This window comes from Streptococcus respiraculi (genome assembly GCF_003595525.1).
Lineage (GTDB): Bacteria > Bacillota > Bacilli > Lactobacillales > Streptococcaceae > Streptococcus > Streptococcus respiraculi.
Genome location: NZ_CP022680.1, coordinates 1922377 through 1935105 on the forward strand (window position 1 = coordinate 1922377; position 12729 = coordinate 1935105).

The 12729-nt window shown below is 43.8% G+C and carries 15 protein-coding genes; 3 read left to right on the forward strand and 12 right to left on the reverse strand.

Annotated features, from left to right (window positions below; genetic code table 11):
• Window positions 1-3 precede the first annotated feature (3 nt).
• Together CHF41_RS09240 and CHF41_RS09245 are read left to right on the forward strand one after the other, a co-directional pair.
• On the forward strand, window positions 4-1164 hold the full coding sequence (locus CHF41_RS09240; RefSeq protein ID WP_119877001.1) for a hydroxymethylglutaryl-CoA synthase: 1161 nt from the start codon (window positions 4-6) through the stop codon (window positions 1162-1164).
• 56 nt (window positions 1165-1220) lie between these two features.
• Entirely contained in the window at window positions 1221-2510 is a 1290-nt protein-coding gene (locus CHF41_RS09245; protein ID WP_119877002.1) for a hydroxymethylglutaryl-CoA reductase, degradative, read from the forward strand.
• Window positions 2511-2710: 200 nt separating this feature from the next.
• On the opposite strand, the gene CHF41_RS09250 is transcribed toward CHF41_RS09245, so the two are convergent.
• On the reverse strand, window positions 2711-3172 hold the full coding sequence (locus tag CHF41_RS09250; RefSeq protein ID WP_119877003.1) for a GNAT family N-acetyltransferase: 462 nt from the start codon (window positions 3170-3172) through the stop codon (window positions 2711-2713).
• Window positions 3173-3370: 198 nt separating this feature from the next.
• Between CHF41_RS09250 and CHF41_RS09255 the strand changes: the two genes are divergently transcribed.
• A complete protein-coding gene (locus CHF41_RS09255; protein WP_119877004.1) occupies window positions 3371-3643 on the forward strand; it encodes a YiaA/YiaB family inner membrane protein in 273 nt (90 codons plus the stop codon).
• A 144-nt stretch (window positions 3644-3787) separates the two neighbouring features.
• On the opposite strand, the gene CHF41_RS09260 is transcribed toward CHF41_RS09255, so the two are convergent.
• The 11 genes from CHF41_RS09260 to xseA form a co-directional block, all read right to left on the reverse strand.
• The gene (locus tag CHF41_RS09260; RefSeq protein ID WP_067086181.1) at window positions 3788-4063 is read right to left on the reverse strand and encodes an HU family DNA-binding protein; all 276 of its coding nucleotides are present in this window, start codon (window positions 4061-4063) and stop codon (window positions 3788-3790) included.
• A gap of 93 nt (window positions 4064-4156) precedes the next feature.
• A complete protein-coding gene (locus CHF41_RS09265; protein ID WP_119877005.1) occupies window positions 4157-4756 on the reverse strand; it encodes a YpmS family protein in 600 nt (199 codons plus the stop codon).
• Window positions 4725-5567 carry an SGNH/GDSL hydrolase family protein gene (locus CHF41_RS09270; RefSeq protein ID WP_119877006.1) on the reverse strand — a complete coding sequence of 281 codons (843 nt, stop codon included), beginning with the start codon at window positions 5565-5567 and terminating at the stop codon, window positions 4725-4727. The genes CHF41_RS09265 and CHF41_RS09270 overlap by 32 nt, the downstream gene beginning before the upstream one ends.
• Window positions 5560-6393 carry a DegV family protein gene (locus CHF41_RS09275; protein ID WP_119877007.1) on the reverse strand — a complete coding sequence of 278 codons (834 nt, stop codon included), beginning with the start codon at window positions 6391-6393 and terminating at the stop codon, window positions 5560-5562. The genes CHF41_RS09270 and CHF41_RS09275 overlap by 8 nt, the downstream gene beginning before the upstream one ends.
• 124 nt (window positions 6394-6517) lie before the next feature.
• On the reverse strand, window positions 6518-7249 hold the full coding sequence (locus tag CHF41_RS09280; protein ID WP_119877008.1) for a metallophosphoesterase: 732 nt from the start codon (window positions 7247-7249) through the stop codon (window positions 6518-6520).
• An 8-nt stretch (window positions 7250-7257) separates the two neighbouring features.
• On the reverse strand, window positions 7258-8919 hold the full coding sequence (recN, locus tag CHF41_RS09285) for a DNA repair protein RecN (RefSeq protein ID WP_119877009.1): 1662 nt from the start codon (window positions 8917-8919) through the stop codon (window positions 7258-7260).
• Between the two features lie 6 nt (window positions 8920-8925).
• Window positions 8926-9357: an arginine repressor gene (locus tag CHF41_RS09290; RefSeq protein ID WP_119877010.1), complete on the reverse strand. Its 432-nt coding sequence runs from the start codon at window positions 9355-9357 to the stop codon at window positions 8926-8928.
• Window positions 9350-10165, reverse strand: coding sequence for a TlyA family RNA methyltransferase (locus CHF41_RS09295; protein WP_119877011.1), 816 nt, complete (start codon window positions 10163-10165; stop codon window positions 9350-9352). The genes CHF41_RS09290 and CHF41_RS09295 overlap by 8 nt, the downstream gene beginning before the upstream one ends.
• Window positions 10158-11033, reverse strand: coding sequence for a polyprenyl synthetase family protein (locus tag CHF41_RS09300; protein ID WP_119877012.1), 876 nt, complete (start codon window positions 11031-11033; stop codon window positions 10158-10160). The genes CHF41_RS09295 and CHF41_RS09300 overlap by 8 nt, the downstream gene beginning before the upstream one ends.
• Window positions 11030-11242, reverse strand: coding sequence for an exodeoxyribonuclease VII small subunit (locus tag CHF41_RS09305; protein WP_119877013.1), 213 nt, complete (start codon window positions 11240-11242; stop codon window positions 11030-11032). The genes CHF41_RS09300 and CHF41_RS09305 overlap by 4 nt, the downstream gene beginning before the upstream one ends.
• Entirely contained in the window at window positions 11220-12560 is a 1341-nt protein-coding gene (gene xseA, locus CHF41_RS09310) for an exodeoxyribonuclease VII large subunit (protein WP_119877014.1), read from the reverse strand. The genes CHF41_RS09305 and xseA overlap by 23 nt, the downstream gene beginning before the upstream one ends.
• Window positions 12561-12729: the final 169 nt, after the last annotated feature.

A 12729-nucleotide genomic window follows, 5' to 3' on the forward strand; every position in this document is an offset into this window, starting at 1 on the left:
ACTATGAATATTGGTATTGATAAAATCGGTTTTGCAGCGCCTAGCTATGTCCTAGACCTAGCTGACCTAGCGCTTGCGCGACAAATCGATCCTAATAAATTTAAAATTGGATTGCTCCAAAGTGAAATGGCTGTCGCTCCTGTTACCCAAGACATTGTGACCTTGGGAGCACAAGCTGCCGCAGCTATCTTATCAGACGATGATAAGGCTGCCATTGACATGATCATTGTAGGGACCGAATCAAGCATTGACCAAAGTAAAGCTGCCGCGGTCTTTATTCACCAGCTGTTGGACATTCAACCCTTTGCTCGTTCGATTGAAATAAAGGAAGCCTGTTACGGGGCAACTGCTGGCCTTAGCCTTGCTAAAAGTCACATCGCCCAGTTCCCTAACTCAAAAGTTCTCGTCATTGCAAGCGATATTGCCAAGTACGGCATTGCTTCAGGTGGTGAGCCAACTCAAGGAGCAGGAGCTGTTGCCATGCTCGTCTCTGCAAACCCACGTATCATGGTACTCAACAATGACAATGTCTGCCAGACCCGTGATATCATGGATTTCTGGCGTCCTAATTACGACAAATATCCACGAGTAGACGGCAAATTCTCAACAGAACAATACACTGAGTGCTTGACCACTACCTTTGACTACTATGTCACAAAAACTGGTAAGAAGCTAGCAGATTTTGCTGCTATGTGCCTCCATATTCCTTTTTCAAAACAAGGGTTGAAAGGCTTGCAAGCAATCTGCCAGAATGATGATGCAACTTTAAATCGTCTGACGGAGCGCTTCCATGAGGCAATTGTCTATAATCAAGTGGTCGGAAACATCTATACAGGATCAATTTTCTTGTCTCTTCTATCGCTTTTGGAAAATAGCCAAGCTTTAAAAGCTGGAGATTCTATCCTCTTTTATAGCTACGGTAGCGGGGCTGTTTGTGAAATTTTCAGCGGGACACTGGTTGAAGACTACCACAAGCAACTAGAAGAAAATCGCCTTGACCAGCTAAAAAAACGCAAACGTCTCAGCGTTGCAGAATACGAAGCCATTTTCTTTGAAGAAATTGCATTGGATGAAGCGGGTAACGCAATTGATTTACCAGCAGACGATTGTCCGTTTGCCCTTCAACAGGTTGACCAGCACAAACGTATTTACCGTAAAAATTAGAGGAAAAGGCATCCTCTTGGCAGGGCCAAGAGGTGTCTTTTTTATAAGGAGTTGACATGTCTCTTTTTTCAGGATTTTATAAAAAAACAAGGGAAGAACGAATCACTATTACAGCTGAAACTCGTCAGCTGTCCCAAGAAAGCAAGGATATCCTCTTAGCCGATCAGAATATCCCCGAAGCCATTGCGGGAAAAATGGCTGAAAATCACCTTGGAACCTTTGCCTTGCCCTTCTCTCTTGTTCCCCAACTAGTCGTGAATGGCGTGGAATACAGCATTCCCATGGTGACAGAAGAACCCTCTGTGGTTGCGGCATGCTCTTTCGGTGCTAAAATTATTGCAAAGGCTGGCGGATTTACCAGCCAGATTTCAGAGCGCCTCATGATTGGACAGGTAGCCCTCTACGATGTTCCTGATATGCTTGTAGCTCAAACTGCTATTCTCGCTCAACAGGATGGCCTTCTTGCGCATGCCAATAACGCACACCCGTCGATTGTCAAAAGAGGGGGCGGAGCACGTCATCTGACGGTCGAACAAAAAGAAGAGTTCCTCATCGTCTACCTCCATGTCGATGTCCAAGAAGCAATGGGAGCAAACATTCTCAACAATATGCTAGAAGCCATTAAGGATGAGTTAGCTGAATTGACAAAGGGCAAAGCGCTTATGGGAATTCTTTCCAACTACGCAACAGAATCCCTCGTAATGGCCAACTGCCGCATTCCAATCAAACAGCTCCACGTTGAGCCCCATATTGCCCTAGAAACCGCACAAAATCTTGTAAGAGCTAGCCAGCTTGCTCAGGTAGACCCCTACCGTGCTGCGACCCACAACAAGGGGATTTTCAATGGAATTGATGCCATTGTGCTTGCTACTGGGAACGATTGGCGCGCCATTGAAGCAGGGGCTCATGCCTATGCCAGTCAGGACGGTCACTACCGAGGTCTATCCACTTGGGAAATCGTTGACAATGACTTGGTCGGACAACTGACTCTGCCCCTTCCAATTGCAACTGTTGGCGGGTCAATCGGTCTCAATCCCAAGGTTCAAGTTGCCTTTGATATACTGGGTCAACCCCAGGCCAGAACACTGGCAGGCATTATCGTATCTGTCGGGCTCTGCCAGAACTTTGCGGCCCTCCGCGCCCTTGTAACTGCGGGAATCCAACAAGGACACATGAAACTCCATGCCAAGTCTCTTGCTATGCTAGCAGGCGCTCGTGAGCAGGAAATCGATCAGGTCGCACTTCTCCTGCGCCAAGCACCGCACACCAATTTAGAAAACGCCCAATCGATTCTAGCAAGCCTCCGAAAAGAAGCAGAAAAGAGGGACACCAAACCTGAAAAATAGCCCATTAAAGGCTAACTCGCCTTTCTATTTAGAAACTCGTTAGAAAGCAACCACTTGGATTGCCTCACTCTATAATGTCTTTTCTAAGAGTTTTTTGATTGAAAAGACAAAGAAAAAGATTGAAGAAAATGGATCAAAATAGACTTTTTCTTCAATCTGTAAGGGACGAGCTACTCTCTTTTTCTCTCGTAATCATAGCCCTATAAAATACGTTCCATCCGTAATTTCTGCGGAGTCATGCCTAGGCGCTGATAAAAAGCAAGCGCTTCTTGGTTAGCATTCCAGACATCAAGGCTCACATTGTAGCAGCCCTTTTCCTTGGCAAATTCAAGAGCGTAGGCATATAATTGCTGCCCGATAGACTGTCCTCTGAGAGCTTCCTTGACACACAAATCATCGATAAATAAGGTCTTTACTTTTTGTAAAACAGCATGTTCCTCTTCCACTAATTCACAGAATAAGTGACCGACAACCTGTCCCTCTAGTTCATAGACAAAAATCGGCTTGCAGGGATTATGGAGCAATTCTTCCAATTCCAGAACGGAAAATTTTTGTCCCCTAGCCTTAAATAAATCTGGTCGCACCTCATGGTGAACGCTCAAAATTTCTTGTAATAGATCATTTAAAGCTGGAATATCTGCTACAGTTGCTGGTCGAATCATCTCTATCTCCTCTCTATTTTTTCTATTATATCACAATCCTAATCCAACTTCAGACACTATCCCAATTAATATAAAAAGGAAAACGGACAATACTTTGATAGAGCTAGCCTTTTTTAGCTGTCACAAGTATTCCCTATTCTACAATTATTTTTTTGATTCTTGCCATGGTATAATAGTATAAAATTTAAGGGAACTCTTATGAACAAAGTGAAAAAGAAAATCTATCGTAACACACCTGCCTTCACCCTCATGGCTCAGGCTTCATTTGCCTTCTTCGCGACCTTGATTCTAATCGGTTTGTACACCTTGAAAGAGCCACTCATGGTAAAAGGCTACTACCTCATGGGATTTGTTGGCTTGATTTCCTCATCGTTTACCATTTCAAAAGTTGTGCGTGACAACCAAGAAGACGAAGACAACTATAATCTATTGCTACAAAAAGCAACAATCGATGAAGATACAGACAAATAACAAAGAGCACTCGTTGATATTCAGCGAGTGCTCTTTGTTATCCTCATACTTGAAAAATGCTTTGCCCCTTGCTTGCCCCTCAGACACAAAAAAGCCCCCTGCACAACGCAGAAACGTTGATACAGTAGGCTTTTTAAGTCAAGCTTATTTAACAGCGTCTTTAAGAGCTTTACCAGCTTTGAATGCTGGAACTTTAGAAGCTGCGATTGTAATTTCTTTACCAGTTTGTGGGTTGCGACCTTTACGTGCTGCACGCTCACGAACTTCAAAGTTACCAAAACCAATCAATTGAACTTTTTCACCAGCTGCAAGGTAGTCAGCTACTGCTGCAAATACTGCATCAACTGCTGCTGCTGAATCTTTCTTAGTCAATGAAGTTGCTTCTGCAACTTTTGCAATCAAATCTTGTTTATTAGCCATTTTGCTAAATCCTCCAATTAATTTTCTGAGTTACTACTCACCCTAATATAGTACCTAATTTTATCCATTTGGTCAAGCTTTTAGTACGATTTATTAGCTTTTTCTGTAAATATCGAAAATGAGCTGATTATTGTACAAATCAATGGTATTAGCCTTGACGTAAATCTTTTGCTCATTCTCAATTTCAGTGAGCTGAATCGTCACGGTAGCCTTTGAAGCATCAATCGTTACAAATGCTGGCAACTGCGACTGCTTCTTGATATAAGACAAAATTTCTTCCTTAGGGAGAGACAAGGTACCTGCTGAAATTTCTGATACCGTCAACAAGACACTGCCGTCTTTTAATTTGTTGGGTTGGAAATAAACATAAAGAGGAATATCTAGCCCCCAAATCTTGTACCTTCCCTCAAATAGGAGAAACTGATTGGTTGCCGTCACCTTATAAGAAAAGGTATCTGTTTGGTAGTCTTTCAAATAAGTCGCAAGCATCGTATTTAATTGTTCCTTAGTGGTCGTAAAGGTTCCTAGTTGTTCATCGCTTCTTGCATTATTTGAGGCAACAAGTGATGTCATGTCCTCACGGTTCGTCGTTACTCGCTCCACTAGAACTAAACTGAGTGCCACTAAAGCAGCAATCAAGGCTAGAAAAGCCCATTTCCATTTATTGATTGTTCCATTCTTTTTTGGTTTCACGAATCGCCTCCATAACTGCCTTGTTTATGATTTCATAGCCTGTATTGTTGGGATGAAAACTGTCTTCTTCAGCCAGCAAATTATTCGCTACCTTGCTCGGGGTGCTGTTTGACTGGCTGATGCCTGCTTCTCCGTCCAATCCCTTATAGAGCAAATCGTTAATCGACACAAAGTAGACACCGTCTACCTGCTCTATGGCAGAAGCTGTCACTTGATTCCAGTTGTCCACCACCGTCTGCATTTCCGTCAATTCAGGAAAATTGAGATAAAAAGGATTATAAATCCCAATAACATAAATCGGTAAATGAGGATTGTCCGCCCGTGCCTTATCAATAATCTTCAGCAAGCGTTGGCTGTAAGCTTGGGCAGGCTCATCAAAAACGGAGAGATTAAGGCTGGTAATATTGTCCAAAATAGTATAGCGAAGATCATTTCCCCCAACTGTTAAGGTCATCAGGTCAGCTTTTTTCAGGCTAGTTACAATTTCCGCCTCATCCATTCGCTTTAAAATCTGCTGACTGGTATTGCCAGAAACCCCGTAATTATCATAGGTCACTTGATAGCCATATTGATTCCCAATTCCTTGGGCAAGAAGAGGGACAAAGCCACCTTGTTCTGTCTTATCCCCTACCCCTTGGGTCAGTGAATCGCCCAGCGCGACATAGTAAAATTTTCTAACTTCTCCTGTCCCATTCTTACTCTGTTCCAGACGGGGTTGGGCTGTTGGAATCAGGAATTGAAAGAAAAATAGAAATCCCAGCAAGCTGAGAAAAAAGAATAATAAGTGATGTAAATATGTTCGACTATTCATAGCGTACTAGAACGGCCCAGGCATCTTCTCCTGTATGAGTTTGAATAATGGATCCTGTTTCCAAGACAGAAATGTCTTCTGCCACAAAAGGCTGTAAGGCTGCCTTCATTTCCTGAGCAAAATCAGGCGCCCCTGCATAGGAAATACCAATTTCTGCCACCTCTTTATCTACTAAACCTGCAGCAAATTCATCTAGCCATTTTTTAAAGGTCTTAGCTCCACGGCCTTTCGTTATCGGATGTAATTGATGGCCTGTCATCTCCATAATTACACGGATATTCAGAAGCGAGCTGAGTAAGCCTGTCACCCGACCGATACGGCCACCCTTGACTAGATTTTCTAAAGTTGAAATTCCAATGTAGAGTTCTGTCTTTTGCTGAACGTCTTCAATAGCCGCCAAGATTTCTTCCTTACTTGCGCCAGCTTGGGTAAGGCGAGCCGCAGTAACCACTTGAAATTTCGCTGCCTGATCGGTAAAACTAGAATCAATAATGGTCACATCCACTCCTGACAAGGTCGCTCCTTGACGAGCTGCTTCAACTGTCCCTGACAAGGCGTGCGATAAGAGAATGGCGATAATTTGGCTACCGTCTGCGGCTAGATTGGCAAAGGTTTCGGCAAATAATCCCACCGGAGGCTGACTGGTTTTGGGCAACTTTTTACTATTCCGCATCAATTGCAGGAATTGCCCTTCTCTCAAATCACTATCAGAATAGACCACCCCATCTACCATAACGGATAAGGGAACCACTGTAATACCTAGCTCTTCAACGAGTGAGGGTTCAATCGTTGTACTAGAATCTGTAACAATTTTTATCGTACTCATATCTCTTCCTATTCCTTCACATTTATTCCTTCAATTATACCAAATTTTTCCATTTTCATCTATCGGAAAGAGGTAGAAAAAAATGCTCCTAGTGGAACATTCTTTTCGTCTAAACGATCCATTCTTAGTCGTCACTAGCAATAAAACCGTCATTTGGAATCGCATAGTGCGCTGTGATTTCGCCATTTGTAAAGCGAATACCATGTAAGACACCGCCGTAAACAGCACCGCCGTCCATGCCAATTTTCCCATCAGCTGTCTGCCATAGTTTTGAGCTTCCCATAGGTTCTCCTGTCAGATAGGTCGTAGGGGTATGCCCAAAAACAATGCCTTTTCCTGTCTTATTTTCTGCTTCGTGAAAAGGTGACCGCAGCCAAACCTTTTGATAATCGGTCGTATCTTGCCAATTGTTCAAAGTTAAATCAAGCCCTGCATGGACAAAAATCAACTGTTCTGTCTCCACATGAAAGGGCATTTGACGGATAAAGGCAACCAAGTCGCCTGCTTCTGCCAGCACTCGTTTGGCATCACGAATCCCGTCCACAGGAGCATTCAAGGGACGTCCCAAAATCGAGTTAATCGTTGTATCGCCACCATTTCGTCTGTAATGGTCATATCGAGCTTCTGGGTCGTCTAGCCAGGCTAGAAACATGTATTCGTGATTACCAGATAAGCAAATAGCCTGTTTTTGCTCTACCAAATCTTTGACCCGTTCCAAAACAGCGCGACCATTTTCACCACGGTCAATCAAATCACCTAGAAAAATCAGCTGTTCTTCTTCATTCCAATGTTCGAGAAGCGTTTCAAGCATGCCTGCCTTTCCATGGACATCTCCGATGACAAAGTAATTGGACATCTTCTTTCTCATTTCTTCTTTAATAATTCCCTAGCCTGTGTCAATGCTGCTTCTGTCACATTTTCCCCAGCTAACATTTTCGCAACTTCTTCAATTCGCTCCTCAGTTGTCAAGAGTCGAACACGAGAAACAGTAGAGTGATCATCGCTTACTTTTTCAATGAAGAACTGGTAATCTGCAACCGCAATCACCTGCGGCAGATGAGAAATGGCTAAAACCTGCCCGTTAGAACCAATTTTGTAAATCTTCTGAGCTATAGCTTGCGCCACACGACCAGAAACTCCAGTGTCTACCTCGTCAAAGACGATACTGGTCTTACCTTCCTTGCGAGAAAATGCAGACTTAATGGCGAGCATTAGGCGGGATAATTCTCCCCCACTTGCTACCTTGACCAGAGGCTTGAAATTCTCACCCGGGTTGGTTGAAATGTAAAATTCCACCTGTTCATTTCCTTCACGACCGAACTTGGCCTTGCTAAAGCGGACCTGAAAATCAGCCTTTTCCATGTACAGGTCTTTTAATTCCTGCTTGATTTCTTGCTCCAAGCCTTCTGCCAACTGATGACGAGCAGTTGACAATTCACCTGCCAAGCGCACCAGGTCTTTTTCACGATGTTTTAGTTCTATCTCAAGATTGTCAGACGAAATATCTGAGCCTGTCAAGAGATGATATTCCTTAGTGATTTGGTCCAGATAATCCAAGACATCATCAACTGCGCCACCGTATTTTCGGGTGATACTATAAATCAAGTCCAGTCGACTTTCTACTTGCAACAGTCGATTACCGTCAAAATCAAGCCCATCAATAATCCCCTCAAGACGTTTGGTCACATCTTCTAAAACATAGTAGGTCTCAGAAAGACTAGATGCCAAATCCTTGTAGCTCGGATCAAATTCTTCAATTGATTCCAAATCATGCATGGCTGAGCGGACATTTCCTAGACTAGAAAAGTCTTCATTATCAAGCATAGCGTAGGCATTGGTCAAGGTATCGGCAATCTGCTTGTGATTGAGCAGGCGCTCTCGTTCTTGATGTAGCTCCTTGTCCTCGCCTGCTTTCAAATCTGCCGCCTCAATCTCAGCCATTTGGTACTCCAGCATCTCGATACGCGCCTTATTTTCTTCTTGATTTTTCTGAATGGTTAAGACTTGCTTACGCAGGGCTTTATAGGCTTCAAAAGCTGCCTTGTAGGCTACTTTTAAGCGACCAAAAGAATCGTCTCCAAACTCATCTAACATGGCGATATGATGCTGCGGTCGCATCAGCTCTTCCTGATCATGTTGCCCATGAATATCGACCAAATGTTGACCGACAGCTTTTAACACAGACAAATTAACCAACTGACCATTGAGGCGGCTGACACTACGCCCATTTTGCAGAATCTCACGGCGAATAATCAGCTCATCTGAGACTTCTAGGCCCTGTTCTTCCAAGAGCTCCCGCAGGTGCAGATTTTGCTCAATTGAAAACAAGCCTTCAATCTCAGCCTTTTGCATCCCATGTCGAATGACGTCAGTGGTCGCTCTGCTCCCCAACATCATATTCATGGCATCAATAATAATTGATTTCCCAGCCCCTGTTTCTCCTGTAAGAACGGTCATTCCCTGCTCAAAATGAAGGGAAATTTCCTCAATAATGGCAAAATTTTTAATGGAAATTTCAAGTAACATGACAACCTACCAATTTTTTATCGTTTCTAAGACCTCTGGTGCCTTATCCTTATCCCGTACAATCATCAAAATCGTATCATCATCTGAAACAATGCTAAAAATAACCTCTGAAAAAGCCTCAACAATCTGATTCTTCACAAAGGCTGTGCTTCCTGGCACCAACTTTAAATTCAGCATATTGTCCAAAATTTCAGATGACAAGACATTTTTTTCAACCAACTTTAGACCCGCACTCTTGGTTTTTGGTAGCTCATAAATATAACTATTGTCTTTCAACGGTGTTTTCACAATCCCTAATTCCTTGATGTCTCGGGAAACCGTTGCCTGAGTTGCCGTCAAGCCAGACTTCCGAAGATGCTCGACAATTTCTTCCTGCCTACCAATCTCAAAATCCGTTACAAATTTTCTAATTTTCTCTAAGCGTTCTTTTTTACTCATCCTTAAATTCCTTATGCGCTTGCTCTACAATGGTTTCAATAGCAGCTGCAACTTGATTTTCAGCTGAACTTTCCTTTTTCAAATAGCTTAAAAATTCCACATTGCCATGCCCACCTTGAATGGGTGAAAAATCAAGCGACTTGACCGTAAATCCTGCTTCCACCGCAAAAGCAGTTACCTTTTCCAAGACCATCCGATGAACAGCCTTGTCTTTAATGATACCGTTCTTGCCAATCTGCTCACGACCTGCCTCAAATTGTGGCTTGATCAAGGCAACAACCTCTCCCTCATCTGCTAAAATGCTTGATAAAGCTGGCAAAATCAGACTCAGCGAGATAAAGCTAACATCGATACTGGCAAACTGCGGTGTTCGTTCAAAATCACTTGGGGTCGCATAGCGGAAATTGAACTGCTCCATGCTGACCACACGCTCATCTTGACGAATTTTCCAAGCTAATTGATTGGTACCAACGTCTACTGCATAGACCAAATCAGCCCCATTTTGCAGCATGACATCGGTAAATCCACCTGTTGAAGCCCCGATATCGAGGGTCGTTTTCCCTTCAACAGACAAGTCAAATACCTGAAGAGCCTTCTCCAGTTTTAAACCGCCACGACTGACGTATTTCAACTTTTCACCCTTTAATTTTAATTCGGTGTTCTCATCAATTTTTTCACCCGGCTTATCATAGCGCTCGCCATTCACGACAGAAACCACTAGGCCTGCCATAACGCCGCGCTTAGCCTGCTCTCGTGTATCAAAGAGGCCTTGCTTGTAGGCCAACACATCTACTCTTTCCTTAGCCATGTAATCGTAAACTTTCTACTATTTCTCGAATCTTGTCTGCCTGAAAAGCGGATTGTTCTTCCAAGGCTGCAAGTCCCTCGTCTACCTTATCCAAGCTCATCGCTAAATAGGCTTTGGCTTCTTCTAAACCAAGCAGGGCAGGATAGGTGGACTTGTCTGCTACAAGATCTTTATTGGGTGTTTTTCCGATTTCCTCAAAGCTAGCCGTTACATCTAAAATATCATCTCGCACTTGAAAAGCAAGACCGAGCCATTCACCCGTTTCTTGCAAGATTTCCTGAACAGTACTGTCTGCTTCAACCATTACTCCTGCTGCTACAAAGGGATAGGCGAGGAGCTTTCCTGTTTTATGGGCATGAATCGTTTGCAATTCAGAAAGGTTCAAACTGCGTTTTTCGCCTTCCATATCCAGCACTTGTCCGCCAACCATACCAAAAGTTCCAGCAGCTTTAGACAAGGCAGCTATCAATTCCACCCGAATCTGGCTAGGAAGCTCTGCCATTGCCACCAGGGCATAGGAATCCAGAAAGAGGCTATCTCCCGCCAAAATAGCCATGTCCTCCCCAAATTTCTTATGGCTGGTCAGTTGACCACGGCGGTAATCATCGTTATCCATGGCAGGCAAATCATCGTGAATCAAGCTACCCGTGTGAATCATCTCAAGGGCAGCCGCCACCTGAACGTGAGCTTCTATCAGAGTGACACCAAATCCCTCCAAAAGCTCTAACAAAAGGAGTGGACGCAGGCGCTTGCCACCCGCTCGAATGGAGTAGAGAATGGTCTCGACCAAACGAGGCGCGACAGGATTTTCACCGTAAAACTCTAAAAAGACGTTCTCAATCCAATTCAATCGTTCCACTTGCTTCATTCCATGTCCGTTTCTGTTCCGTCTGCTTGCATGACCTTGACCAAGGTCTTTTCTGCCTTATTGAGAGTTTCTTGGAGTTCTTTTGAAAGTTTCATCCCCTTTTGAAACTCGGCAATTGCATCTTCTAGAGCCACATCACCACTCTCTAGGCGTTGCACAATCTGCTCCAAGTCTGCTAAATTTTCCTCAAATTTCTTTTGTTTTGACATCTTTTACCTCAACTTCTAAGTGACCGTCTCGTAGCTGAATGGTCACATTTTCTTCTGTTTGAACCTTGTGAATACTGTCAATCACCTGTCCATTTTGCTCCACAATCGCATAGCCCCGCGCTACAATACGGCTGGTATCGAGTAGCAAGAGACTATTTGCTAAGCGCTTGACTTCAGCGACCTTATGATCGTAAATCACTGTGGTGTTGTTGCGCAACAGGCGTTTTTGCTGGGCTACCTTTTCTTGATACAGGGCAATTTTTTGAAGTGGCGAATAAGCAAGTAAGCGCTGCTCCAAGACCTGAGCACGTTTTTGCCCTTCATTTCTATATCCGGAAATGGATTGTTTCATGCGCAACTGCAGCTGGTCTAATTTTTGTAAATAAGCATCGTAGAGCCGTTCTGGTTGTCTAAAAATCACGGAATGGGTCAACTTCTCTAAGCGTTCACGGTGATAAACCAGACGATTGCCTACAGCTTTACTCATCCGATTTTCCTGTTGTTTGAGATGAGCCAGCACATCTAATTTCGTTACAGGTGTTGCTAATTCTGCCGCAGCTGTCGGTGTTGCTGCCCGTCTGTCTGCCACAAAATCTGCTAGCGTTGTATCTGTCTCGTGCCCGACACTGGAAATAATTGGAATCCGTGATTCAAAAATTGCGCGGACCACCTCTTCCTCATTAAAGGCCCACAAATCCTCAATAGAGCCACCTCCACGACCGATAATCAGCACGTCAAGATCTTCTCGCTCATTCGCACGACGGATATTTTGTGCAATTTCAAGTGCCGCACCGTCTCCCTGCACCTTGGTCGGATAGAGCACGACTTCTCGACCCGGAAAACGCCTGCTAACTGTTGTGATAATATCACGAATGACCGCACCACTAGGGCTTGTCACCACGCCAATTTTTTGCGCAAATTGTGGCAAGGGCTGTTTAAATCGATCCTGAAAAAGCCCCTCGTCCCCCAATTTCTTTTTCAACTGCTCAAACTGAATCGCAAGTGCCCCAATCCCGTCTGGCTCAGCCTTTTCGATGATAATAGAGTAACTGCCACTCGGCTCATAAATCTGAATCCGTCCGATGACATTGACCTTCATCCCCTCTTCGAGTTCAAAGCCTAAAGACTTGTAAACTCCAGCCCAAACCGTCGCCTGAATCACTGCTTTTTCATCCTTGAGCGAAAAATACTGGTGACTCGGACGCTTACGAAAATTGGAGACTTGACCCGTCAAATAAACCCGTTCTAAATACGGATCTCGATCAAACTTCAACTTCAAGTACTTCGTCAACGACGACACCGACAAATAATTTGGCATACCACTCCTCACTCATTCGAACATGGCCTTTTCTGGCACAATCCTCAGCACAATGTAATACAAGGATTCTGTCTTTTCCGTCCTTTATTATACCAAAAAGAGCGCAAAAAGACTAGGAAAGCAACATCTCGTTCCTTTATAACTCGCTAATCAAGAAGCACTTCAAGCA